The 25,437-nt window shown below is 62.6% G+C and carries 25 protein-coding genes; 24 read left to right on the plus strand and 1 reads right to left on the minus strand.

The window, feature by feature from the left end; translation table 11 throughout:
* The first annotated feature begins 94 nt into the window (after positions 1–94).
* The 8 genes from CEW83_RS03590 to CEW83_RS03625 all read left to right on the plus strand — a co-directional run bounded on the left by CEW83_RS03590 (position 95) and on the right by CEW83_RS03625 (position 8,260).
* Positions 95–1,435: a Rieske 2Fe-2S domain-containing protein gene (locus CEW83_RS03590; RefSeq protein ID WP_108948121.1), complete on the plus strand. Its 1,341-nt coding sequence runs from the start codon at positions 95–97 to the stop codon at positions 1,433–1,435.
* A gap of 127 nt (positions 1,436–1,562) precedes the next feature.
* Positions 1,563–2,459 carry an alpha/beta fold hydrolase gene (locus CEW83_RS03595; RefSeq protein ID WP_108948122.1) on the plus strand — a complete coding sequence of 299 codons (897 nt, stop codon included), beginning with the start codon at positions 1,563–1,565 and terminating at the stop codon, positions 2,457–2,459.
* Positions 2,460–2,472: 13 nt separating this feature from the next.
* Positions 2,473–3,516, plus strand: coding sequence for a 3-carboxyethylcatechol 2,3-dioxygenase (locus CEW83_RS03600; RefSeq protein WP_108948123.1), 1,044 nt, complete (start codon positions 2,473–2,475; stop codon positions 3,514–3,516).
* The gene (locus tag CEW83_RS03605; RefSeq protein ID WP_108948124.1) at positions 3,503–4,291 is read left to right on the plus strand and encodes a 2-keto-4-pentenoate hydratase; all 789 of its coding nucleotides are present in this window, start codon (positions 3,503–3,505) and stop codon (positions 4,289–4,291) included. Before CEW83_RS03600 ends, CEW83_RS03605 begins: the two co-directional genes overlap by 14 nt.
* A gap of 96 nt (positions 4,292–4,387) precedes the next feature.
* Positions 4,388–5,311 (plus strand): acetaldehyde dehydrogenase (acetylating), encoded by a 924-nt coding sequence (locus CEW83_RS03610; RefSeq protein ID WP_108948125.1) that lies wholly within the window; start codon positions 4,388–4,390, stop codon positions 5,309–5,311.
* A gap of 23 nt (positions 5,312–5,334) precedes the next feature.
* Positions 5,335–6,363, plus strand: a complete 1,029-nt coding sequence (gene dmpG, locus CEW83_RS03615) for a 4-hydroxy-2-oxovalerate aldolase (RefSeq protein WP_108951176.1) — start codon at positions 5,335–5,337, stop codon at positions 6,361–6,363.
* Between the two features lie 159 nt (positions 6,364–6,522).
* Positions 6,523–7,629 (plus strand): alcohol dehydrogenase catalytic domain-containing protein, encoded by a 1,107-nt coding sequence (locus CEW83_RS03620; RefSeq protein WP_108948126.1) that lies wholly within the window; start codon positions 6,523–6,525, stop codon positions 7,627–7,629.
* Positions 7,630–7,723: 94 nt separating this feature from the next.
* Complete coding sequence (locus tag CEW83_RS03625; protein ID WP_108948127.1) at positions 7,724–8,260, plus strand: cupin domain-containing protein; 537 nt, start codon at positions 7,724–7,726, stop codon at positions 8,258–8,260.
* A 31-nt stretch (positions 8,261–8,291) separates the two neighbouring features.
* Here the strand turns inward: CEW83_RS03625 and CEW83_RS03630 are convergent, their stop codons facing one another.
* Positions 8,292–8,993, minus strand: coding sequence for a GntR family transcriptional regulator (locus tag CEW83_RS03630; RefSeq protein WP_234418976.1), 702 nt, complete (start codon positions 8,991–8,993; stop codon positions 8,292–8,294).
* Between the two features lie 204 nt (positions 8,994–9,197).
* Between CEW83_RS03630 and CEW83_RS03635 the strand changes: the two genes are divergently transcribed.
* From CEW83_RS03635 to CEW83_RS03705, 16 genes are all read left to right on the plus strand, one after another.
* Entirely contained in the window at positions 9,198–10,076 is an 879-nt protein-coding gene (locus CEW83_RS03635) for an alpha/beta fold hydrolase (protein ID WP_108948129.1), read from the plus strand.
* Positions 10,077–10,149: 73 nt separating this feature from the next.
* Positions 10,150–10,581 carry a lipocalin-like domain-containing protein gene (locus CEW83_RS03640; protein ID WP_108948130.1) on the plus strand — a complete coding sequence of 144 codons (432 nt, stop codon included), beginning with the start codon at positions 10,150–10,152 and terminating at the stop codon, positions 10,579–10,581.
* 33 nt (positions 10,582–10,614) lie between these two features.
* A complete protein-coding gene (locus CEW83_RS03645) occupies positions 10,615–11,502 on the plus strand; it encodes a VOC family protein (protein WP_108951177.1) in 888 nt (295 codons plus the stop codon).
* Between the two features lie 129 nt (positions 11,503–11,631).
* Complete coding sequence (locus CEW83_RS03650; RefSeq protein WP_108948131.1) at positions 11,632–12,633, plus strand: AraC family transcriptional regulator; 1,002 nt, start codon at positions 11,632–11,634, stop codon at positions 12,631–12,633.
* A gap of 5 nt (positions 12,634–12,638) precedes the next feature.
* Positions 12,639–13,607, plus strand: coding sequence for an AraC family transcriptional regulator (locus CEW83_RS03655; protein WP_108948132.1), 969 nt, complete (start codon positions 12,639–12,641; stop codon positions 13,605–13,607).
* Between the two features lie 179 nt (positions 13,608–13,786).
* A complete protein-coding gene (locus CEW83_RS03660; RefSeq protein WP_108951178.1) occupies positions 13,787–15,016 on the plus strand; it encodes a styrene monooxygenase/indole monooxygenase family protein in 1,230 nt (409 codons plus the stop codon).
* A 10-nt stretch (positions 15,017–15,026) separates the two neighbouring features.
* The gene (locus tag CEW83_RS03665; RefSeq protein WP_234418977.1) at positions 15,027–16,238 is read left to right on the plus strand and encodes an OmpP1/FadL family transporter; all 1,212 of its coding nucleotides are present in this window, start codon (positions 15,027–15,029) and stop codon (positions 16,236–16,238) included.
* A gap of 6 nt (positions 16,239–16,244) precedes the next feature.
* Positions 16,245–16,745, plus strand: coding sequence for a flavin reductase family protein (locus tag CEW83_RS03670; protein ID WP_234418978.1), 501 nt, complete (start codon positions 16,245–16,247; stop codon positions 16,743–16,745).
* A gap of 306 nt (positions 16,746–17,051) precedes the next feature.
* Positions 17,052–18,392, plus strand: coding sequence for a Rieske 2Fe-2S domain-containing protein (locus CEW83_RS03675; protein ID WP_108948133.1), 1,341 nt, complete (start codon positions 17,052–17,054; stop codon positions 18,390–18,392).
* A gap of 95 nt (positions 18,393–18,487) precedes the next feature.
* Positions 18,488–19,510, plus strand: coding sequence for an FAD-binding oxidoreductase (locus CEW83_RS03680; protein WP_108948134.1), 1,023 nt, complete (start codon positions 18,488–18,490; stop codon positions 19,508–19,510).
* A 24-nt stretch (positions 19,511–19,534) separates the two neighbouring features.
* On the plus strand, positions 19,535–20,860 hold the full coding sequence (locus tag CEW83_RS03685; protein ID WP_108948135.1) for a M20 family metallopeptidase: 1,326 nt from the start codon (positions 19,535–19,537) through the stop codon (positions 20,858–20,860).
* Positions 20,861–20,894: 34 nt separating this feature from the next.
* Positions 20,895–21,653, plus strand: coding sequence for an aspartate/glutamate racemase family protein (locus tag CEW83_RS03690; RefSeq protein WP_108948136.1), 759 nt, complete (start codon positions 20,895–20,897; stop codon positions 21,651–21,653).
* Positions 21,650–23,056: an amidase gene (locus CEW83_RS03695; protein ID WP_199915198.1), complete on the plus strand. Its 1,407-nt coding sequence runs from the start codon at positions 21,650–21,652 to the stop codon at positions 23,054–23,056. Before CEW83_RS03690 ends, CEW83_RS03695 begins: the two co-directional genes overlap by 4 nt.
* A 58-nt stretch (positions 23,057–23,114) precedes the next feature.
* A complete protein-coding gene (locus CEW83_RS03700; protein WP_234418979.1) occupies positions 23,115–24,383 on the plus strand; it encodes an amidase family protein in 1,269 nt (422 codons plus the stop codon).
* Positions 24,329–24,568, plus strand: a complete 240-nt coding sequence (locus CEW83_RS21295) for an amidase family protein (RefSeq protein WP_234418980.1) — start codon at positions 24,329–24,331, stop codon at positions 24,566–24,568. The genes CEW83_RS03700 and CEW83_RS21295 overlap by 55 nt, the downstream gene beginning before the upstream one ends.
* A 106-nt stretch (positions 24,569–24,674) precedes the next feature.
* Entirely contained in the window at positions 24,675–25,433 is a 759-nt protein-coding gene (locus tag CEW83_RS03705; RefSeq protein ID WP_108948137.1) for an SDR family NAD(P)-dependent oxidoreductase, read from the plus strand.
* Positions 25,434–25,437: the final 4 nt, after the last annotated feature.

Below are 25,437 nucleotides of genomic sequence, written 5' to 3' on the forward strand. Positions count from 1 at the left end.
GGTGCCTAGGATGTGGCTCATGAAAGTGTTGCCGGGGTGACCGGTGGCGCAGGCGATGAGTTGCGCTAGGCGCATTTGGACAGGGAGCAAATCAATGGCAGACGAACCGGTAGTGCGTCGGCGGGTGGTGAAGGCGGCGAGCGGGATCAGCGAAGCGCGTGTCAATGGCCAGAAGACGCAGAGCCAGTACCAGCCGTACAAGGATGCGGCGTGGGGCTTCATCAACCACTGGTATCCGGCGGTGTTCAGCAAGGAGCTGGGCGAGGACGAAGTGAAGGGCATCCAGATCTGCGGCATTCCGATTGTGCTGCGCCGGGTCGATGGCAAGGTGTATGCGCTCAAGGACCAGTGTCTGCACCGCGGGGTGAGATTGTCGGAGAAGCCGATGTGCTTCAACAAGAAGACGATCTCGTGCTGGTATCACGGTTTCACCTTCGACCTGAAGGACGGCAAGCTCTCGACCATCGTGGCCAACCCGGACGACAAGCTGGTGGGTACGACGGGGCTGACGAGCTACCCGACCGAGGAAGTGGCGGGGATGGTGTTCGTGTTCGTGCGTGAGGACGACTTTGCCGATGAAGACGTGCCGCCCTTGTCGCAGGATCTGCCGTTCCGCTTCCCCGAGAACAGCGAACGCTTCCCGCACCCACTGTGGCCGGCCGCGCCGAGTCTGCTCGACGCAGACGCGGTAGGTCACGGCATGCACCGGACCGGGTATGGCAACTGGCGCATCGCGTGCGAGAACGGTTTCGACAACGCGCACATCCTGGTGCACAAGGACAACACCATCGTGCACGCGATGGAATGGGTGCTGCCACTGGGCATCCTGCCCACGAGCGACGACTGCATCACCGTGGTTGAGGATGAGCAAGGCCCCAAGGGCATGATGCAATGGCTCTTTACCGAGAAATGGGCGCCGGTGCTGGAGAATGAATCGCTGGGGTTGAAGGTTGAAGGGCTCAAGGGTCGCTTCTACCGTACCTCGGTGGTGCTGCCCGGTGTGCTGATGGTGGAGAACTGGCCGGGCGAGCACATCGTGCAATACGAATGGTACGTGCCGATCACCGACGACCTGCATGAATACTGGGAAGTGCTGGTGAAGGTGTGCCCGACGGAGAAGGAACGCGCGGACTTCCAGTACAAGTTCGACCGGGTGTACAAGCCGCTGTGTCTGCACGGCTTCAATGACTGCGACCTGTACGCACGCGAAGCGATGCAGAACTTCTACGCCGACGGCACGGGCTGGGACGACGAGCAGCTGGTGGCCACCGACATCTCGCCGATCACGTGGCGCAAGCTGGCCTCGCGCTGGAACCGTGGCATCGCGAAGCCAGCCAAGGGCGTAGCTGGATCGGTGAAGACGCACAGCATCCGCTTCAAGGACACGGCCGCAGGCAAGCCGCCCGGCTACTTCGTCGAACAGATCGAAGACTGATTCCCTGGTCGATGCGCCTGAAGCGCATCGACATCATTTCAAGAATTCTTCCCCGTGACAGTGTGCGGGCCGGTCAAGGCCGGCCTGCGCATGGCCTCGTCACGCCGGAACTCAGGAGTACCAATCTGTGACACCTTCCTTTCAGAGCATCTGGGCTGAACTCCGTCAGACCAGCTTTTGTCAGGGCTGGACCGACGCTGGCGGCGTCAACACCCGTTACCTTCACACCGGCGACCGTGCCAGTCCTGCCTTGATCATGCTGCACGGTGTTGGCGGACATGCCGAGGCCTATGTGCGCAACCTCAAGGCGCATGGCATGCATTTCTCCACATGGGCGATCGACATGATCGGTCACGGCTGGTCCTCTCCCGCGACGAGCGATCTTGAGATCCCGGCCTATATCGAACACCTGTTGCGCTTCATGGACGCGCAGAACATCGAGCGCGCGAGTTTCTCGGGTGAGTCGCTGGGCGGGTGGGTGGCTGCCCGTATGGCGATTGACCATCCGGACCGCGTCGAACGTCTGGTGTTGAACACGGCTGGTGGGTCGCAGGCGGATCCGGCCGTGATGTCACGGCTGAAATCCTTGTCATTGCAGGCCGCGAGTGACCCTTCGTGGGACTTCATCAAGGCACGCGTTGAGTGGCTGATGGCGGACAAGACCAAGGCTTACGACGATCTGATCGCGACTCGTCAGGCGATCTATGCTCAGCCCGGTATGGCTGCGGGCATGAAGCACAACATGGTGTTGCAGGACATGGAAACCCGGCTGCGCAATCTGATCGCGGCCGAAGACTATGCCCGCATCGCGGCACCGACGCTGGTGCTGTGGACCTCAGATGACCCCACTGCGGACGTCACCGAGGGCCGGCGCATCGCGTCGATGATTCCGGGTGCCTTGTTCACTGTCATGGACGGCTGCGGCCACTGGCCCCAGTTCGAGGACCCGGCCACCTTCAACCGGATCCATCTTGCGTTTCTCCTTGGCGGTGCCGTCCCCGAAGCGGTTCGCGTGGGGCCGTAAGGGACACCGCCCCATGAAAGCAATGCTGCAGTGCATGTCGCACACCCCGTTGAAGGGCTATTTCGATCCGTCGCCAGATGTCGTCGGCGAAGTGGCGGATCTCGTGAATGCGGTGCGTGAAGAAGTGGCGTGCTTCGACCCGGAGGTGATCTACCTGTTTGCACCCGATCACTACAACGGCGTCTTCCTCGATCTCATGCCGCAGTTCTGTATCGGCATGGGTGCGACGTCGGTGGGTGATTACATGACACCGGATGGCCCCCTTGATGTGCCGCGCCAGCTTGCAGAGCGGTGCGCCGAGGCGGTGATCGATTGCGGCATCGACCTGGCGTTCTCGTACCGGATGCAGGTGGATCATGGCTTTGCGCAGGCACTGGTCGAGATGACCGGAGCGCTCGATCGCTACCCGGTGATCCCCATCATGATCAACGCCGTCGCGCCGCCTCTGGTCAGTTTCAAGCGTGCACGCCAACTGGGTGAGGCGCTCGGGCGCTTTGCCGGGCACGAGCATGAACGGGTGCTGTTCATCGGCTCCGGCGGGCTGTCTCACAACCCGCCGATTCCTGCGATTGCCACGGCAAGCGATCCGGTAGTCATCGAGCGTCTGATTGCGGGTCGTCACCCGACGCCCGAAGCGCGGGATGCACGCCAGAAACGCACGATCGCCGCAGCGCGCGCGTTCGCGGCCGGTGACGGTGGGTTGCATGCATTGAGCCCCGAATGGGATCGAGCCTTCATGCGCCAGGTGCAGGCGCGTGACTGGTCGGCAATCGATGCCTATCGCAACGACGAAGTGAGCAAAGCCGCAGGTGCTTCAACCCATGAAGCCAAGACCTGGGTCGCCGCGGCGGCGGCAATGGAGGCGGCCTGCGCTCAGGGCTGGAAGGCGGAAGCGCGCTATTACCGTCCGATTCCCGAATGGGTCGCCGGGTTCGGTGCGCTCTCGGGATACAGCCATGAAGGCCCCAGTAAGTCCAGAGGTGGCGCTGCGCCCGCAGGCCGGTTGCAGTGTCAATCGAAACAAGATCGGAAAGGAACTTCAGATGAGTCAGCTTGATATCGTGGCCGCAGCCGATGCGCTCTACGCCGCCGCATGCAGTGGCAAGGCCGTGGCGCCGCTGCGCGACCGGGTTGAGCAGGCGTCGGCCGAAACGGCCTATGCAATCCAGTCGCACAACACCCGGCGCGCAATGGTTGAGGGCCGCCGTCTGGTGGGGCGGAAGATCGGTTTGACCTCACCAGCGGTGCAGCGTCAGCTGGGTGTCGATCAACCCGACTTCGGCATGCTGTTTGCCGACATGGCTGTTGGCGATGCCGAGCCGGTGGCCAAGGGCAGGTTGATCCAGCCCAAGGTCGAGGCGGAGATCGCGTTCGTACTGGGCAAGGATCTGTGCTTCGAACGGCACACCTATGCCGATCTGCTGGGCGCCGTCGAATACTGCCTGCCCGCAGTCGAGATCGTGGACAGTCGGATCGCGGACTGGCGCATCAGCCTGTTCGATACCGTTGCCGACAACGCCTCGTCCGGGCTCTTCGTCCTCGGCAGTACACCGGTCAGGGCGAGCCGCTTCGACATGGGGCGCTGTGCGATGACGATGCAGGAAGGCGGGCGGGCTGTCTCCGAAGGCAACGCGCGCGCCTGCCTCGGCAATCCGCTCAATGCAGCAGTCTGGCTCGCCGACATGCTGGTGCGCGTCGGTCAGCCACTGCAGGCCGGTGACATCGTGCTTACCGGCGCGCTGGGTCCGATGGTCGCGGTTGATGCGACACGGGCGCAGTCCTTCGCGGTGGACATCGAAGGCCTGGGTCACGTTGAGGCGCGCTTTGATTGATGCGCGCTGTGCCTGTGGCGGGCTCGTAACGCCTCGACGGGCGGTGCGCCCGCCGCGTGATCTCTTTCCACACAGTATCGATCGACAGGAAACCCCATGACCAAGATCAAATGCGCGCTGATCGGCCCCGGCAACATCGGCACCGATCTGCTGTACAAACTCAAACGTAGCCCGGTGCTCGAGCCCGTGTGGATGGTGGGTATCGACGCCACATCCGAGGGGCTGGCGCGTGCCCGCGAACTGGGCCTCAAGACCACCGCCGACGGTGTCGACGGGTTGCTGCCGCATGTGAAGGCTGACGGCATCCAGATCGCCTTCGATGCCACCAGCGCTTACGTCCATGCTGAGAACAGTCGCAAGCTCAATGAGCTCGGCGTGCTGATGATCGACCTTACCCCCGCGGCCATTGGCCCCTTCTGCGTGCCGCCGGTCAATCTGGTCGAGCACGTGGGCAAGGGCGAGATGAATGTGAACATGGTCACCTGCGGTGGTCAGGCCACCATCCCCATGGTGGCGGCAGTCAGCCGCGTGCAGCCGGTGGCCTATGGCGAGATCGTCGCCACCGTGTCGTCGAAATCCGCCGGTCCCGGCACACGTAAGAACATCGACGAATTCACCCGCACCACCTCGGGCGCGGTAGAGAAGGTGGGTGGCGCAAAGAAAGGCAAGGCCATCATCATCCTCAACCCGGCCGAGCCCCCGCTGATCATGCGCGACACGGTGCATTGCCTGACCGAGACCGAACCCGATCAGGCCGCGATCACCGCATCGATCCACGCCATGATCAAGGAAGTGCAGAAATACGTGCCCGGCTACAAGCTGGTCAATGGTCCGGTGTTCGATGGCAAGCGCGTGTCGGTGTTCATGGAAGTCGAAGGTCTTGGCGACTACCTGCCCAAGTACGCCGGCAACCTCGACATCATGACCGCAGCCGCCGCACGCACTGCCGAGATGTTTGCCGAAGAGATCCTCGCCGGCCGTCTCACCCTCGAACCCAACCGCGCAACGATGGCCGCCTGAGCGCTTGCCTGAAGGAGATGAACATGGATCTACGCGGCAAGAAAATCACCGTCCACGACATGACCCTGCGTGACGGCATGCACCCCAAGCGTCACCTGATGACACTCGAGCAGATGAAGACCATCGCCTGCGGGCTCGACGATGCAGGCATCCCGCTGATCGAGGTCACCCACGGCGACGGCCTCGGCGGCAGTTCGGTGAACTACGGCTTTCCCGCGCACACCGATGAGGAATACCTCGGTGCGGTGATTCCGTTGATGAAGCAGGCCAAGGTCTCGGCGCTGCTGCTGCCGGGCATCGGCACCGTTGATCATCTGAAAATGGCGCACGAGCTTGGCGTAAGTACCATCCGCGTGGCCACCCACTGCACCGAGGCAGACGTCTCCGAGCAGCACATCGGCATGGCGCGAAAGCTGGGCATGGACACTGTCGGCTTTCTGATGATGGCGCACATGAACAGCCCCGAAGGGCTGGTGAAGCAAGCCAGGCTGATGGAAAGCTACGGCGCCAACTGCATCTACGTGACCGACTCGGCCGGGCACCTCTTGCCCGACACGGTGAAAGCGCGCCTTAGCGCAGTGCGTGATGCCCTCAAGCCCGAAACCGAGCTCGGTTTTCACGGCCACCACAACCTCGCCATGGGCGTCGCCAACTCCATCGCCGCCGTCGAGGTCGGTGCCACCCGCATCGATGCGGCTGCCGCGGGGCTGGGTGCCGGCGCGGGTAACACCCCGATGGAAGTGCTGATCGCGGTGTGCGACCTGATGGGCATCGAGACCGGCGTCGACGTGTTCAAGATCCAGGATGTGGCCGAAGACCTTGTGGTGCCGATCATGGACTTTCCGATCCGCATCGACCGCGACGCGCTTACGCTCGGTTACGCCGGCGTGTATGGCTCTTTCCTGCTGTTTGCCAAGCGCGCAGAGAAGAAATACGGCGTGCCGGCACGCGACATTCTGGTCGAGATGGGCCGGCGCGGCATGGTCGGCGGGCAGGAAGACATGATCGAGGACACGGCGATGAATCTGGCCCGGGAAAGATCGGCGGCCTGACGAGACCGCAGCCGCGCGCCCAGCTTGGCGGGTGCGCGGCGCTGCTCCAGCTTTGTGGTACCGCCGTTCGGCGTGCCACGTGACCACAGCGCGGCCCGTCCGGGCGGTCGCTGACCGGAAGGGTGCCCCGACAGTGCGCCCACACCCCAGGAGAGAGACATGGCGATGATGAAGGCGGCCCGGTTGCATGAAATCGGCGGAAAGTTCGTGCTTGACGAGGTGCCGGTTCCCGCACCCGGAAAACACGATGTGCTGGTCAAGGTCGAGGCCTGTGGAGTGATCCCGAACCTCAGGAACGTTGTGACGCATTTCCCGACCTGGTATCCGTTCCTGCCGCTTCCCGCATTGCCCGCCATCTTCGGGCTCGACGCGGCCGGAACGATCGCCGCGGTTGGCGAGGGCGTGACCTCGTTCAAGGTGGGCGAACGGGTCTATGTGAATCCGGGTGTCGGATGTGGTGAGTGCCGTCATTGCAAGCGTGGCGAGCCGACGCGGTGCGATGCTTACACCTTCATGGGCTACTTCGGCTTCGGGAAGGACTCGCAGCGCATCTTCGAGAAGTATCCGTATGCGGGTTACGCGGAGTACACCACCGCGCCTGCTGCAAACCTGGTGCGTCTGCCCTATAGTCTGAAGAGTGCGGACGCTGCACGTTTTGGCTATCTTGGTACTGCGTACTCAGCCATCCGCAAGTCCGGGCTGAGGCCGGGGCAGGACATTCTCATTCTCGGTGCGACGGGGACGCTGGGCGTTGGCGCAGTGCTGCTTGCGCTGGCATTCGGTGCGTCCCGTGTGGTCGTGGTTGCGCGCGACGCGGCAGCACTCGGCAGGCTCGTCGCACTCGATCCGCAACGGGTCATCGCGATCACGCTCGGCGAAGGCAGCATCCATGAGCAGGTCCGTGGCCGGATCCCGGACGGGGTCGACGTGATGCTCGATACGCTCGGCGCCAAGGCGCCCGCCGAACTCTCGGTCGACGCCATGCAGGCCGTCATCCGGGGGGGACGCATCATCCAGATTGGCGGTGTTGCCGGCCCGATTCCGATCGATCCGCACCCGTTCATGTGCGCCCAGCTGCAATACATCGGCTCGCTCTGGTTTACCCCGGCAGAGGGTGACGAGATGGCCAGCATGATTGCCGCGGGTAGCGTCGATCTCGGCCTGCTCGAATCGCGCCCGTTCGGCCTCGACCAGCTCAATGAAGCACTTGATGAGATCGAGGCGAACGGCAACGGTTTCGCCAACTTCCACATTCGCGTGCAGTAGTTCCATTACCCGGCCACAACGCCGTCCGCGCATAGGCGACGGCGCTGTGGCCGCAGAGAAGGATCGTTCCGCAAACGCACAGGAGAGCATCAAAATGCAGGGAAATCGTGTTGTAACTGGTCACAACGCCAGCGGAAAGGCAGAAGTCGTCCTCTCGGGGCCGGTGCCGGGCAGTAGCGAGTTCGAGCACACGCCGGGCTTCTCGGCTGCAGTCGTGTGGCAGACCACTGCGGAGCCGAAAATCGCCGCCCGCGCGTCTGATCCGGTGCTCGGACTCGAGTCCGTCATGCCGATGGTGGGCGGGACGACCGCAATGCTTGTCACCTTTCCGCCGGACAGCCTGTCTGCGGGCCCTGATTTCGATCCGGAGAAGGCCGGCGCCGAGTTCGCGCAGCGTCTGCCCGGTCTCGTGGACACCTTCGAGGCGGATGGATCGGGCTATCACCAGACCGACACGATCGACTACGGTGTGGTCATCGACGGCGAAATCTGGCTGGACCTTGGCGAAGGTGAAGAGAAGCGCCTGGGCAAGGGAGATGTTGTTGTCCAGGTCGGCACCCGGCACGCATGGCGAAATCGGGGTACCGAACCTGCGCGCATCTTCTTCGTGCTGATGGGCGCGCGCCGCTAAGCGACCACACGCCACAGCCGACCGGCGGCGCTCAGGCCGCTCTGCCGGTGTCCGCCTGCGAACGGTCGAGCAGTCTGCTGTTCAGAATGACATCGACCGGACGCTGCAGATGTCTGCGCAGCAAATCGACCAAAGCGTCAGCATTCCTTTGCATGGCGAGCTCGAAGATCTGTTCGTGTTCGTTGTGTACATCCCGCGGGCGCGGACCGTCCAGCGCCGACAGCCTGCGATAGCGCTCCGCCTGCAGATGCAGCTTTGCACGCAGGTTGAGCAGGCGACCGGATGGCGCAGCGGCAACGAGCGCCTCGTGGAACTCGAAATTGCGCCGCTCCCACTCCTCGTAGACTTCGGCCGTCCGTGCGCCCAGGCGCTCCTCTGCGCGCGTCAGCCGGTGAAAGCTGCTCACCAGCCTGGCCTCCCAGTCATCGTTCCCGTTTGCCACGCTCTGACGTGCAGCCTCGGTCTCGACCAGTGCGCGCAGGTACACCAGGTCTTCGAGGTCGGCCACCGACATCGGTGCAACCGTGAATCCTCTCTGCCCCTGAGCAACGACCAGCGCATCGGAAACGAGCAGGCCCAGGGCTTCGCGCAGGGTGCCGGAACTCATCTTGTACTGTGTCTTGAGATGTTCCACCCGCATCTTCTCGCCGGGGGCGTGGACGCCAAGCACGATATTTCGCCGGATCGCACGATAGGCCGTTTCGATCAGGGTGGCGGGCGGCGTGGAAGACATTCCGTCGGTCACATTCGTGGCGTCGCGAATCATGGTGTGGTGAGCGTAGTAAGGAATGTGAAAATCATAACATTCTTCATATGGTTGACATATGAACTTATAACCGACAATCTACGAAAAAAACAATACTGCGAAAGAATCTCGAGAATATGGTGCAGGGATGGAATCCCCTTCGGCGCCGGTAAATCGTAAAAGGAGCGATGCATGAGTGAGAGCAACCCGGAGATCGGCCAAAGTATCGACGTAGGGGGAATCAGAACCAACTACCATGATCTGGGTGCGGGTTTCCCATTGTTGATGATTCACGGCTCGGGGCCGGGCGTCAGTGGCTACGTCAATTGGCGCACGGTGATGAATCCCCTTGCCGCAGACCGTCGGGTGATCATTCCCGATATGGTCGGATTCGGTTTTACCGATCGCCCCGAGGGGCAGCGGTACGACGTCGACACATGGGTCGACCAGGCGATCGGTCTGCTCGATGCACTCGGTATCGCCCAGGCGGACATCGTGGGCAACTCGTTCGGCGGTGCGCTCGCCCTCAAGATCGCGATTCGGCACCCCTCACGCTTGCGTCGGATCGTGCTCATGGGGAGTGCAGGCATCGACTTTCCCCTCACCGAGGGACTCGACGCCGTCTGGGGGTATGAGCCGTCGCTTGCCAACATGCGCAAGTTGCTCGACATCTTTGCCTTCGACCGCAGCCTGGTGAACGACGACCTTGCCCGGTTGCGCTACCAGGCCAGCATTCAGCCCGGATTCCAGGAATCGTTCTCGGCCATGTTCCCGTCGCCCCGCCAGCGCTGGGTGGAGGCGCTGGCCAGCGACGAAGCGCAGATCCGCGCCATACCGCACGAGGTACTGGTGATTCACGGGCGCGAGGACCAGGTGATTCCGCTGGAGAGCTCAGTGCGTCTGACCGGCTTGATCGCACGTGCGCAGTTGCATGTGTTCGGGCGTTGTGGGCACTGGACGCAGATCGAACAAGCGGCTCGCTTCACCCGGTTGGTGCAGGATTTTCTGGGCGAGGCGGCAGCCAACGAGCCGCTCGTCCAGGTGAGCGCTGCCGAGGCCGCACTGGCCTGAATGTTGCTCAACTCGTAATCGATAACGATGAGCGGGCGCGCAGCGATCCGGCGATCAATGCAGGAGCAAGGAATTGAAGAACGAAAGTATTGAAGGGCGCTGGAACATCGTCTCGTGGCGTCAGGAGTACGACGATGGACGCAAGGTCTTCCCCTTTGGAGAGCAGATCGAAGGCTTCATCCAGTACGGGGAGGGAAACATGTTCTGCGTGCTGTCGAAGAAGCCGCGGCGGGCGTTTACCACCGGCGGTCAGTGGGATGCGGCCGACAGTGAAAAGGCTGCGGCCTATAACGAATACCTGACTTACGCCGGCCGCTACGAGTTCGACGGCGAAACCGTGAGCCATCTCATCGATCTGTGCATTTTTCCTAACTGGCAGGGAAGCGTGCAGCGCCGCAAGGTGATGCGTACTGGGCCAGATGAAATGACCCTGGTCGCCAGAATCGAGGATGGCACCCCCGAGGCGAGGACGGCCGTGCTCGCCTGGCGGCGTGCGTGTGCTTGAGGGAAGGATATGTCGGAACAGGAGGCAGGCTTGATGGGACAGGTGAAACGGCTGGCTTATATCCAGATCGAGGCCACGGATCTTGAAGCGTGGAGCGCTTTCGCCGGCGGCGTGATGGGGTGCGAAATCGTTCCGGGTACCCCCCCCGGCGATCTGCGGCTCAGGGTCGATGATCGTCCGTGGCGGATACAGGTTACCGAGGGGCCGCGCAACGACATTGTTGTTGTAGGGCTGGAGGTCGATTGTGGTGAAGATCTCGCGGCCATCCGCACGCGCCTCGCCGATGCCGGAATCGACGTACATGCAGGGAGCACCGAGGCCTGCGAGGCACGCGGTGTCCGCGAACTGCTGTGCTTCCGCGATCCGGCAGGTATGGAAGTGGAACTGTCCTACGGTTCCCTGATGCGCCCGCAGCAGCCCTTCAAGTCGCCGTTGGCGCATGGCGGCTTCGTCACCGGGGACCAGGGACTGGGCCACGTGATGCTGGTGGTGGAGAACGTTGCCGAGGTGCATCGCTTCTATTGCGAATTGCTGGGTTTCGTTACCAGCGACTTCGTGGCCACTGACAACTACGGCGGGCAGAAAGGCAGTTTTGTGTTCATGCGCTGCAATCAGCGCCATCACTCTTTAGCAATAGGTTATCTTCCCCTTGGGCGACGGCTCGGACACCTGATGCTCCAGGTGCGGGAGTTCGACGATGTAGGCCGTACCCTCGACAGAGTGCATCAGAGCCCGTTCCGTCAGACCCGCGCGTTGGGACGACATATCAATGACCGGATGTTTTCGTTCTATGTCGAAAGTCCATCAGGAGTGCAAATCGAATGTGGTTGGGGTGGGCTGGAGGTGGAAGAGGGCGATCTTGAGGTCAAGACCTACGATGTGACCAGCGCGTGGGGGCACCAACACCTGTTGCCGAAGTGAATGGTTCGCCCCTGCATCTGATGGGGCCTGGGGCGAACCGTACCGGATGACGGTGCACCGAGCGGCGGCAGCACAGTCCACCGAAGAGTGGATGCCGGGCGGACACCACAGAGAGACAAAGGAGTCACGATGCAATTGCAAGGTTTGGCATACGACCGCAATACCGTTGTGGAAATGGGTAGCTTCGAACGTTTTCAGACGCGCGACCTGGAAGAGGCACGAAGCTGGGGGACGCGAGTGTTCTGCGAGAACAATCTGCGTAGCCTGGATTCCCGGAAGCCCGTCAATGCGCGCATGTATTACCGTCGCATGAACGGTATCGGCGTAGGACGCATGAGCTACGGTGGAGAAGTCACCATCGAGCCTGGCGTACTCGACTCCTTTTATCTGATTCAGATGCCGCTGTGTGGTTCGGAGCGCATTGAGTGCGCCGGTGAAACCACTCATAGCTCGGCCGGCACGGGTTCGGTGCTCAGCGCGCATCGTCCCGTGCGCATCCGCCATGCCGAGCGCACGGAGAAGCTGATCCTGAGGGTCGATCGCGACCTGCTCGAAAGGCATTGCCGGCAGCATCTGGGGGGCAATCTGCCCGATCGCATCGAGTTCGACACGGCGATGCAGCTGGAAACCGGTGCGGGTCAGCGCTGGATGCGCACGATGCACTGGCTGCTCGAAACTCTGAAGTCCGAGCCTGATCCGCTGTCGCCGCTTTTGTCGGCCCAGATCGAACAGATGGTCGTGACCATGTTGCTCGTGTGCCAGGGCAACACCTGTACTCGCGCGCTGTGCGAGGATTCACGCACCGTTGCGCCCGCCTTCATCCGTCGCACCGAGCAGTTCATCGAAGAGCGTGCCCACGAACCGATCACCGTCGGAGACATGGCGGAGCATGTCGGGGTCAGCACGCGCTCCCTGTTTACCGGTTTCCGCAAGTACCGCAATACCTCGCCGATGCTATTCCTGAAGGAAGTCCGGCTCACTCGTGTGCGTGAACAATTGCTGCGCAGCGAGACCGGGCGTACCACGGTGACTGCGGTCGCGTATCAATGGGGCTTTGGGCATCTCGGCCACTTCACGACCGACTACAAGCGCCGTTTCGGCGAAAGTCCATCCGAGACGCTTGCGCGTTAACTGCGATGACGATCGGGCAATCTGCGGTTTACCGGTCGAGCGATCTGGACGAAACTCGCAGCATCGTGGCGGGGATCTATTGCGATCACCGCCTCGACCAGCTTCGTAGCAGAGCGTGCCTGAAGTACGAGCATGCCCATTTTGCAATGGGCGGGTTCAGCTTCAGCCGGATGCGCTATGGCGCCGATGTGAGTGTCGACGTGGACACGCTCGGGGACTTCTACCTGATCCAGGTGCCACTCAGCGGCACCGACCGGATGTGCGTCAACGGACATTCATTCTGTTCCGATTCGCGCTACGCATCCGTCAATGCACCGATGAGCGGCCTCGGCATGAATTGGAGTGCCGACTGCCTGAAATTTGCCGTCAGGATCGAACGCAAGCTTCTCGAGGGCCACGCCGCGGCGCTGAGTGCCCGCCCGGATGACGGGCCGCTTGTGTTCATGCCGTCGGTCGACCTCAGGCTGGCTGCTCCGCGCTCATGGGTGGCAACTGCGCAGCATGTACTTAACGAACTCCAGCGCAACCCTCAGCTCGCGACGCAGCCGCTGGTCAGGACGCAGTTCGAACAACTGCTGATGACGACGCTGCTGAGCTGGATGCCGGGCAGTTTCGGGGAGGCCGTTCAAACAGAGCGTCGGGTGGTGCTGCCGCGCCATGTCAAGGTGGCCGAAGAGTTCATGCGCGCAAATCCCGAGCAGGTGATGACGATTGAAACGCTGGCCAGTGTGGTGGGTGTCAGCGGCCGTACCCTGTTTGACGGATTTCGCAAGTTTCTTGGGGTGAGCCCGATGCGCTACCTGCGCGATCTGCGCATGGAGTGTGCGCGCCGCGATCTGCTCGACGCCTCCAGGCCACGCAGCGTTACCTCCATCGCTACCCATTGGGGCTTCTATCAGCTCGGACGCTTCGCTTGCGACTACCGTCGACGTTTTGATGAACATCCGCACGAGACAATGGCGAAAAGGCGTTAAGCCATAATATCTGCCCGATCGTGGTGCGTGCGCGCACTGTGTTGGTGAGTGCTTGTTTTTCCTGCGGTTTTTGCACGTTGTTTGCAGTCTGCGCATATTTCTCTGGTCCAGGGTCCGTCAAATTGGGGCTGTCTTCGATGTCGAAGATTTCGCACCAACCCAAGACGGAGAGAAACAACATGCGCAAGATCACCATCATCGGTGCAGGTCAGGGCGGGCTTCAGCTCGGGATCGGCCTGCTTTCCAGGGGTTACGACGTCACCCTCGTTTCGAATCGCACCGCAGAGCAGATCTCCCAGGGCCGCGTCATGTCGAGTCAGTCGATGTACGACATGGCGGTCGGCTATGAGCGCGACCTTGATCTGGCGTTCTGGGACGACGCCTGTCCGCCCATTTCCGGCGTTCATTTCCGGGTGGGTGGATCTGACGGCGTGACCCCGATCGACTGGCGTTCGCCCATGCGTGCGCCGGGACAGTCGGTGGATCAGCGCATCAAGATGCCGGCCTGGATGGCGGAGTTCGAACGCCGTGGCGGCCATCTCGTCATCGCAGACGCAGGTGTGCCGGATCTCGAACGCTATGCCGCCGACGCCGACCTTGTCATCGTCGCGTCCGGAAAGGGGGCGGTGGGGGCCTTGTTCGAGCGCGATGCGGAACGCAGTCAGTTCGATGCTCCCCTGCGCACGGTCTCGCTGACCTACGTTCACGGCATGAAGCCGAGGGAGGATTTCACTGCCCTCAACATCAGCGTCAATCCGGGGATTGGTGAGTATGTAAACTTCCCCTCACTGACCCATACCGGTGCCTGCGACATCATCAATCTGGAGTGTATTCCGGGAGGCCCCATGGATTGCTGGCAAGAGGTTGACTCGCCCGAGGCGCACTTCAAGCTGGCGGTGAAGCTCATTCGTGAGTTCTTCCCCTGGGAGGCAGACCGGTGTACCGATCTTCGCCTGACCGACGCACTGGGCACGCTCGCAGGCCGGATCACGCCCACCGTGCGCAGACCTGTCGGCAAACTGCCTTCGGGGGCAGTCGTCCTTGGTATGGCGGATGCGCTGGTGCTCAACGACCCCATCACCGGGCAGGGCTCGAACAACGCAAGCAAATGCGCCGCGCTCTACATGGAGGCAATTGTGCAGCACGGGGACGAAGCCTTTGACGAGGCCTGGATGCAGGCGACCTTTGAAGCCTACTGGGACTACGCGAAGTGGGTGACCCGCTTCACCAACACCCATCTCCTGCCGCCGCCCCCGCAAGTGTTGAAGATCTTTGGCGCCTGCGGAGAGAATCCGGCGCTGGCCGCCCGTGTCGCCAACGCTTTCGACGATCCCAGGAGTCTTGCGCCGTGGTATTACGACGCGGCAGAGGCGGATCGTTTCATCGACTCGTTTGCGGTTGCGGCCTGAGGTCGGCGACATGGAAGCGAAAACGATGCGAATCAATTGCGGACGCAGGCTGCTCGGCAGCCTGATCATTGCGCTGCTCGGTAGCTCCGGGCAATCGGCCTTCGCCACACAAGGTACGTTTCCGCATGGCTACGGTGTGAAGTCCGAGGGCATGGGGGGCGTCGCCATCGCCCTCGCGCAGGACGCCATGGTGGGCGCGACCAATCCGGCAGGCATGGTGCTGGTGGGCAACCGGGTGGATCTGGGGGCCGCGTTCCTCCAGGTGGATAACGGTGCCTACTTTGCCGGCACGCGCTACGACGGCAGCGCAGACAAGAGCCTCTATATCATCCCCCAGCTGGGTGCCAACTGGATGGTGGATGCGGTGTCGAGCCTGGGCATCACCGTGGTTGGCAATGGCGTCGGCACCAACTATGACAATGATGACAACATCGGCGGGTTGAAGGCGGCCAGCTCGGAGCTCAAGCAGATGGTCGCCACCGTCTCGTATGCGCGCAAGCTCGGTGAAGCGCATGCCCTTGGCGTGGGGGTGGTGCTCGCACGCCAGGTGCTCGATATCGGCGGCACAGCCAGTATCGGCCTGCCCGAAGGTCGGGACGATTCATACGGTGCCGGCGTGCGCCTGGGCTGGACCTGGGATGCAGGCCGCGGCCTGAAACTGGGTGCAATGTGGGCGAGCAAGGTCGACATGGGGCGCATGGACACCTTCGAAGGCTTGCTGCCTGAGCGCGGCAAACTCGATATCCCGGCGAGTTACGGGTTCGGCGCGAGCTATGTGAAAGAGGCGTGGACCTTCGGCATCGATGCACAACGCATCCTCTGGAGCGATGTGCGCGCCTTTGGCAACGACGGTGTCGGCGGCGCGACCGGCGGCCCCGGGTCGAAGAATGGCCCGGGCTTTGGGTGGCGCGATCAGACCATCTGGCGAGTCGGCGCAGCGTACGCGGTCGATTCGCAATGGACACTGCGTGCGGGCTATAACCATGGCACGCGTCTGCTCGACAGTCGCGACACCTTCCTGGGCGTGCTCGCGCCCGCCGCAAACCGCCGTCATCTCACCCTTGGGGCAAGCCTCGCGCTGAAGGACGGAGGCGAGTTTTCCGTGGCCTACGCGAGATCATTCAAGGAGACGGTGCATGGTACGGGTGCCGCGCCCGACGGACTGACCGCGCTCTACATGGGGCAGCACTGGTTGTCCGCGTCTTACAGTTTCAGGTTCTGAGGAGAAATGATGATTGAGCCTGCCAACTTGCGCCGCGCCTTTGGTCAGTTCGCCACCGGCGTCACCATTGTCACCGCGCTCGACACCGAAGGCGCACCGGTCGGGGTGACCGCCAGCAGTTTCAATACCGTATCGTTGCAACCCCCGCTCGTGCTCTGGAGTATCGCCCGCAGCGCATACAGCTTCGATGCCTTCGCTGCTGCCGGTCATTTTGCGGTGCACGTACTGGATGCTAGTCAGCGCACCTTGTCCGACCGCTTCGCACGTGCTTCTTCCGATAAATTTGCTGACCTGCGCATCGGCAAAGGGGAGGGCGACGTACCGCTGCTGGAAACGGTAGCGACCGTGTTCGAGTGCGAGACCGCGCATCGCTACGATGGCGGTGACCACCTCATCCTGGTCGGAAAGGTGCTGAATCTGCGCCTGCCCGCGGATTCTGCTGATCCCCTGTTGTTTCATCGGGGGCGGTATGCGGCAGTCGAAGCAGCGGAGGGTGTTGTGACTTAGTGGGGGTGTCACCCTCAAGGCTGGGACGACGGGTGGTAAAGAAAATGGCATGTCGATCGGTATGACGGTTGGCGTGCCATTTTTTGGTCCAAGCTCGCCGGAAGGTCGCGGTCGGGCGGCACGGGCAAGGCGGCGGCAGCTGCCAAGGCTTCCACCATTTTCTGCGCTTACGGGATAAGGCGTGTCCGCAATGGAGCGCGTGGTGTGGGTGTGGTGCCTAGGATGTGGCTCATGAAAGTGTTGCCGGGGTGACCGGTGGCGCAGGCGATGAGTTGCGCTAGGCGCATTTGGACAGGGAGCAAATCAATGGCAGACGAACCGGTAGTGCGTCGGCGGGTGGTGAAGGCGGCGAGCGGGATCAGCGAAGCGCGTGTCAATGGCCAGAAGACGCAGAGCCAGTACCAGCCGTACAAGGATGCGGCGTGGGGCTTCATCAACCACTGGTATCCGGCGGTGTTCAGCAAGGAGCTGGCCGAGGACGAAGTAAAGGGCATCCAGATTTGCGGCATCCCGATTGTGCTGCGCCGGGTCGATGGCAAGGTGTATGCGCTCAAGGACCAGTGTCTGCACCGCGGGGTGAGATTGTCGGAGAAGCCGATGTGCTTCAACAAGAAGACGATCTCGTGCTGGTATCACGGTTTCACCTTCGACCTGAAGGACGGCAAGCTCTCGACCATCGTGGCCAACCCGGACGACAAGCTGGTGGGTACGACGGGGCTGACGAGCTACCCGACCGAGGAAGTGGCGGGGATGGTGTTCGTGTTCGTGCGTGAGGACGACTTTGCCGATGAAGACGTGCCGCCCTTGTCGCAGGATCTGCCGTTCCGCTTCCCCGAGAACAGCGAACGCTTCCCGCACCCACTGTGGCCGGCCGCGCCGAGTCTGCTCGACGCAGACGCGGTAGGTCACGGCATGCACCGGACCGGGTACGGCAACTGGCGCATCGCGTGCGAGAACGGTTTCGACAACGCGCACATCCTGGTGCACAAGGACAACACCATCGTGCACGCGATGGAATGGGTGCTGCCACTGGGCATCCTGCCCACGAGCGACGACTGCATCACCGTGGTTGAGGATGAGCAAGGCCCCAAGGGCATGATGCAATGGCTCTTTACCGAGAAATGGGCGCCGGTGCTGGAGAATGAATCGCTGGGGTTGAAGGTTGAAGGGCTCAAGGGTCGCTTCTACCGTACCTCGGTGGTGCTGCCCGGTGTGCTGATGGTGGAGAACTGGCCGGGCGAGCACATCGTGCAATACGAATGGTACGTGCCGATCACCGACGACCTGCATGAATACTGGGAAGTGCTGGTGAAGGTGTGCCCGACGGAGAAGGAACGCGCGGACTTCCAGTACAAGTTCGACCGGGTGTACAAGCCGCTGTGTCTGCACGGCTTCAATGACTGCGACCTGTATGCGCGTGAAGCGATGCAGAACTTCTACGCCGACGGCACGGGCTGGGACGACGAGCAGCTGGTGGCCACCGACATCTCGCCGATCACGTGGCGCAAGCTGGCCTCGCGCTGGAACCGTGGCATCGCGAAGCCAGGCAAGGGCGTAGCTGGATCGGTGAAGACGCACAGCATCCGCTTCAAGGACACGGCCGCAGGCAAGCCGCCGGGCTACTTCGTCGAGCAGATCGAAGACTGAGTGCGGCAGTGTGCGGTGCGGGTGCCGGTCGATCCGGTTGCCGGCACCGCACATCGTCGCTGCCAGTGATTCTCCCAACAGAGCAGAGACCAATCATGAGTCAAACCCATACGGTGACCTTCCGTTTCGCCGACGGGGCGAGCCGCGCGATCGACGTGGCGGAAGATGAAACACTGCTTGATGCAGCGCTGGCAGGTGGCGTGCCGCTGATGCATCAGTGCCGATCGGGCAGCTGTTCGAGCTGTATTGCCACCATTTGCGAGGGCGATACAAGCAACCAGCCTGGTAGCAGCTCGACCCTGCTCGCCAGCGAGTACGAAGCGGGTCATCGCCTGTTGTGCGTAAGCCGTGCGCAGAGCGATTGCACCTTCGATCTGTCCTACGGCAGTGCCGAGGGCGGTGTGGTGCCCGTCGAGGTGAATGCCTTCGTAAATGCCATCGAGCCGATCGCATCCAATGTGGTCAAGCTGTCGCTGGAGTTGGCCGAGGGCAACTGGCTGTCATTCAAGCCGGGGCAGTTCGTGCAGATCGAGGTGCCGGGCGTCGGGAAGTTGCGCAGCTACTCGCCAGTGTCGACCGAGGCGGATCTGCCCACGCTGGAATTGTTGATCCGTCTGTTGCCCGAAGGCGTCATGTCTTCGTGGTTGAAGAGCGGCGCGAATGTTGATGACGTGGTCAAGCTGAAGGGGCCGTATGGTGCCTTCTTCCTGCGTGAAAAACGTCGTGCGCCGCACATCTTCGTCGCGGGTGGGACGGGGCTGGCACCGGTGCTGTCGATGATCGACCGCATGCGCCAGATCGGTGGGCGCAAGCCGCCGATGTTGTTGAGTTTCGGTTGCGCCACCTCGGATGCGCTGTTTTATCTGGATGAGCTGGAACTGCGGCGCCAGTGGCTGCCCGGCCTGGATACGCGCATCTGCGTGGATCGCGAGCCCGACAGTTGCTACCACAACGGCAGTCCGGTTTCCGCGCTGCGGCCCGAGGACGTCACCGACCCGGACACCGTGGCCTACCTGTGTGGCCCCCAGGGAATGATCGACGCGGCTACCCGACGCCTGATCGAGCTAGGCGTTGCGCCCGAGAACGTGTTTGCCGAGCAGTTCGTCCCGAGCAACTGATAGAGACAACGGAGCCCCGTACCCATGACAGAGACCACACCCGTTCCATTCTCCGCCGAACAGCAACAGTGGTACGAGCAGGCGTGTGCCCGGCTTGACCCTGAACGCCTGAAGCAGTTGCTGTTTGCGCTGACCGACATCCACAGTCCCACCGGCGCCGCACGCGCGGCAAGCGAGTTCATGGCTTCGCACCTGTCGGCCACGGGCATGAATGCGCGTTATCAGCCGATGACCGACGACAGCGGCAACGTGCTTGCCGAGTACCGTGGCACCGGCGGCGGTGCGGCCTTGATGCTCTACGCACCGATCGACACTCACCTTGAGTGTGACGATGCCGAGCGTTCGTGGACGGGCGGGCAGACCGAGGCCGACATGCAGCCACGGGCCAAGATGCAGGACGACTGGGTGTTCGGCCTGGGCGCATCCAACCCGAAGGCCATGGTCGCAACACTGACCGAGATTGCCACCGCGCTGATCGAATCCGGAGTGCCGATCACCGGCGATCTCCTGCTCGGAATGGCCGACGGTGGCATGCCGGTGGATGTGTCTGCGCGCCAGCATGCAGGCATGTCGAACGGGGTATTGCACATGCTCAATCGTGGCGCCGCGGCCGACTTTGCCGTGGTGATGAAGCCGTGGAACTGGGTGTATCACGAAGAGCCCGGCATGGGCTGGTTCAAGCTGCGCGTGCATGGCACCCTCGGTTACGCGGGCGTGCCCCGTGGAACGCCCGGATTCCGCAGCTCCGTGGTGCCGGCCGCTGCCGTGATTGAGGCGCTCGAGGAATGGCTGATCGCCTATGCCGAGCGCAATACCTCAGGCGTGGTGGCGCCCCATGGCTGGATCTCGGGTATCCGCTCGGGAGACCCCGAGCGCGCGGCCTTTCCGTCCGCGATCACCGAGCTCTTCTTTGATGTACGGATCAACCCGCGCACCTCGCCGGCCGAGGTCAAGGCGCAGTTCGCGGATTTTGTCCGCGATCTGCAGGCGAAACGCCCCGACCTGGTACTGGACTGGGAAATGTATGGATCGGTACCGGGCGGCACCACCGACGAACGCAACTGGGTCATCCAGTCTGCGAAACGGGGCTGGGAGCACATCGAACAACGGCCGCACGGGACGCCTGATTTGCTGGGTGGGCAGACCGATGGCACCGCGTTGAGGCGTTACGGGGTGCCGACGGCACGCATTGGCTGGCCGTGGCCGGCTGAGGGATCGCCGGAAGTGCTCGCAGAGGGGCTTGGCGGCATGGGTGCGACCTACATACCCGATCTGATGCCTTGCGCACGAAAGATCATGTACATCGTCATCGACACGCTGACCCGCACGCGCAGCGAGCTTGGTCTCTGATCCGGCCGCAGCCTTTCCCCTTGTGGAGTCGCATATGAGCAAGAAAGTAAAAATGATATTCCCGGTGCCGATGAGCGACGCCACACGACCGATGGTCGAAGCGCAGTTGCCCGCCGGGTTTCGGCGACCTGACATCGAGGTCGAGTTCGTCGGCGCGGGCAGGGTGATGACGCTGGCCGACAGCTACTACGACATGGCGATCATGGAGATGGCGGTGATCGAGGCGGGGATGCGCGCCGAGGCCGAAGGCTTTGACGCGGTGTGCATCAATACGGTGAGTGACTCGGGTCTCGCCGCGCTGCGTGCCCGGTTGTCGATCCCTGTGCTGGGGCCTGGGCAGAGCGCCTTTCACGTTGCGGCGATGCTCGGTCACAAGTTCAGCGTGCTCACGATGTGGAAGCGCTGGTTTCCGCTCTATCGCAAGACCATCAATGAGTACGGTCTGGGGTCGCGGCTGGCGTCCATCCGCGCGATCGATGTCCGTCCGGACACCGAGGCCTTGCTCAGCGGCAAGGAAGAGGTCGTGTTTGCGAAGCTCGAGGCCGAAGCACTGCGGGCGATCGACGAAGACGGAGCGGATGTCATCGTGCTCGGCTCGACCACGATGCACCAGTCCCACGCCTATCTGGCCGAGTGCCTGCCGGTGCCGGTGCTCAATCCGGGTGTGGTGGCCTACAAGATGTGCGAACTCTTTCTCGATCTTGGCCTGGTGCAAAGCCGCCTGGCTTATCCCGCACCGGAGACCTTCAAGGACGAGGCGTTTTCGACGTTTTCCGGTGGAGGTATCGCATGAACAGCGTGAATCTGAGCGACTGGCACTACCTCGAAATCAGTGAATTGGCACCCTTGCTGAAGCGCAAGGCGCTGTCACCGGTGGAACTGGTGCGCAGTCAGCTCGACCGCATCAGTGCAATCGACGGAAAGTTGCACGCCTATGCAAAGCTCATGGCCTACGAAGCGCTCGAGGCCGCGAGCAAGGCCGAATCCGAGATCGGGCGGGGCCGCTATCGCGGCCCACTGCACGGCATTCCTGTTGCAGTAAAGGACTTGTTCTGGACCAAAGGGGTGGTGACGGCTGCCGGAACGACTGTGCACCGTGATTATGTCCCGCAGGAAGATGCAACGGTCGTCAGGCGCCTGCGTGAGGCAGGTGCCATCGTACTGGGCAAGCTGCAGCTGACCGAAGGTGCATTCGCCACGCCTCATCCGTCGTCCGTGCCACCGGTGAATCCCTGGGGCGCAAATCACTGGACTGGTGCCTCGTCGAGCGGGTCGGCGGTGGCCGCCAGTGCCGGATTGTGCTTCGCCTCGCTCGGGACCGATACCGGCGGATCGATCCGTTTTCCTTGTGCAGCGAACGGACTGACGGGGCTGAAGCCATCCTGGGGACGGGTCAGTCGTCATGGCGTGTTCGAACTGGCGGCAACGCTGGACCATGTCGGACCGATCGCGCGTTCGGCGCGTGATGTGGCCCTCATGTTCGAGGCCATCGACGGGCCCGATACGCTCGATCCGAGCTCTTTGCCCGGGGTTGGTACTGCGGTACTCGCGCCTCGTCACGGATTGAAGGGCGTTCGTGTGGGTGTGGATCGTGAATGGAACGCAAGGGCAACCGATGAAGAGACGCTCAAGGCGATGGAGGGTGTAATCGCGGCACTGCGTGAGCTGGGTGCCGAGGTGATCGAGGTGCGCACGCCGGAGTCGTTTCCCATCGCCGGTGCGTGGGAGATGCTGTGCGGCGTGCAGGCCGCTGTCGCGCATGCTGAAACCTATCCGGCTCGGGCGTCCGAGTACGGTCCTGCGCTCAGTCGCCTGATCGATGTGGGTCGTGCAACTGATGGCATGAGCTATCAGCGCGTCATCCTTGATGCGATCGCTTTCAGGGGGCATATGAGTGCGCTGCTGGAAACCATCGACATGCTCCTCGCCCCGGTACAGCCCTTTGCTGCGCCGACCCACGAGCAGCTGGGTGCGCTGGCGCAGGACCCGGAGCTTAACCAGCGACTGATCCAGTTTACCTCGCCCTTCAATGTGAGCGGCCACCCGGCACTATCCATGCCGTGCGGACATACGGCCGACGGGATGCCCATCGGCTGCCAGCTGGTCGGGCGCAGGGGATACGAGTCCGCGCTGATTGCGGCCGGTGAGGCGTTTCAGGGCATCAGCAAATGGCACCGGATGCACCCGCCGGTGTAAGCCACCTGCCGCAGCTCATTCGAGTGAAGAACACATTCCAGTACGAACAGGAGCACGCATGTCACGACACGCAGATAAACCGGACGTCCGCTTGTCCGAGCTGACGATAGCGAGCGCAGCCGCTCGAATTGCAGCTGGCGAACTGAGCAGCGAGGCACTCATGCATGCCTGCATTGACCAGGCGCAAGCGAGAGTCGATCTGAACATCTTCATCACCCTTGACACCGAGTGTGCACTCGCCGGGGCTCGCGAAGCCGATGCGGCAAGGGCGGCAGGTGTGCCGTGCAAGCCGCTGAGCGGGGTGCCGCTGGTCATCAAGGACAACATCCACGCGGTAGGTCTGCCGGCAACGGCCGGTACGCCGGCGCTGGCGACTTTCGTTCCGTCCGAGGATGCGCCGACCGTGAAGCGGCTCCGCGATGCAGGTGCCATCGTGCTCGGCAAGACCAACATGCACGAACTTGCCTTCGGTGGCACTGGTTACAACCATGCCTTCCACAGCAAGGCGACTGTCGGTGTGCGCAACCCCTACGATATGTCGCGTATCGCCGGCGGGTCTTCCTCAGGCAGCGCGGCGGCGCTTGGTGCCCGGATGGCGCTCGCGGCGCTCGGCACTGACACCGGGGGGTCGATGCGCATCCCGTGCGCCCTCAATGGTTGCGCGTCACTGCGGCCGTCGTGGGGGCGATATTCGGGCAAGGGGGTGATTCCGATCTCCAGCAGCCGCGATACGGTGGGGCCCATGGCCCTGTGCATGGCCGACGTGGCGCTGCTCGACGCCATCATCACCGGCGAGGCTGCCATGCCGCCGGTGCGGCTCGATACGCTTCGGCTGGGGGTGGCGAAGGGGTTCTGGGCGAATCTTGATGCCGATACTGAAAGTGTGGCCAAAGGCGCCGTTGCCCGACTTGAGGCGGTGGGCGTGAGCTTCATCGAGGTGCCTGATGCGCGTCTGCAGGAATTGAACGAACCGATCGGTTTTCCCGTGGTGTTCGGTGAAGCCTATGACGACATGTGCACCTATCTGCGCGAGCAGGGACCCGGCATCAGCATCGAAACGCTTTACGAGCAAATCGCAAGTCCCGATGTAAAGGGCATCTACAAGGATCTGGTGCTGCCGAAGCGTACTTTCGGGCCGGATGGAACCCTGGTTGACGTCGAGCCCCTTTACCAAGAGGCGCTTCGTAGCGGACGCCCGGCGCTGAAAGCGCATTACCGCGATCTTTCGAGCGTTATCAACTCGACGCCTTCGTGTTTCCGACGACACCGATCGTGGCGCCCGAGGCGCGGCCGGAGGTCAGCCTGCCCGAGAACTTTCATCTGCTGATCCAGAATACGGAGCCGGCTGCCAGCGCCTGCCTGCCGTCAATTCAGTTGCCGATCGGGCTCGGGCCGAAAACCGGCCTGCCGGTCGGGCTCGAACTTGATGGTCCGGCAGCCAGTGATCGTCGCATGTTGGCGATCGGTATCGCCCTGGAGACGGTGCTCGGGCTGATTCCGGCAGCACTCTGAGCTCACGATTCTGCCGCGGGGTCAATCCTGCGGCAGCCCCAACCCGAACCGGCCCGTTTCTCACTCATCAGGTGAGAAACGGGCCGACTGACATGGAGCAACCGACATGACGTCTTACCCCGACCTTGAAGGCAAGGTCTTTCTCGTGACCGGCGGTGGCAGTGGCATGGGACGCGAAGTCTGTCTGGCGCTCGCCAGCGTCGGCGCAAAGGTGGTACTGGGCAATCGCAGCGAAAGCGCGGGCAGGGCGGTGGCTGATGCGCTCGGCGCGGCAGGCGGCGCCGGCGTTTTCTGTCGCACTGACGTGTCGCGTGCAGCAGATTGCGCAGGACTGGTTCAGTACGCGCTTGACGCCTTTGGGCGGGTGGACGGTGCGTTCAACAACGCAGGTCTGCAGCGCGAGTTCAGCGACATCCACGAAACGCCCGACGAGGATATTTGCGATGTGATCGACGTCAATCTCAAGGGCGTGCTGTACATGATGAAATACGTCGCCCGTGCAATGCTGGAAACGGGCGGTGGCGCAATCGTGAACAACAGTTCGATCTTCGGCCTCAAGGCGATGCCCCATCTCGCCTACTACGTTGCCGCCAAACACGGCATCATCGGCGCCACCCGTGCGGCAGCGCTCGACTATGCGGCTTCAGGCATCCGGGTGAATGCCGTGTGCCCCGGGCCGATCAAGACGCCCAGCCTGGACCGGGTCACTGGCGGCGACGACCTGATGTACGCGGATGCCGTGCCGATGCAGCGGATCGGCCAGGCATCGGAGGTCGCGTCCGCAGTCCTGTGGCTGCTATCCGCTCAATCTGCGTATGTCACGGGCAGCAGCATCTCGGTCGACGGTGGCATGAGCGCGGGCTGAGTTT

Origin of the sequence: Parazoarcus communis, assembly GCF_003111645.1 — a bacterium.
In the GTDB taxonomy this organism is placed as follows: Bacteria; Pseudomonadota; Gammaproteobacteria; order Burkholderiales; family Rhodocyclaceae; genus Parazoarcus; species Parazoarcus communis_A.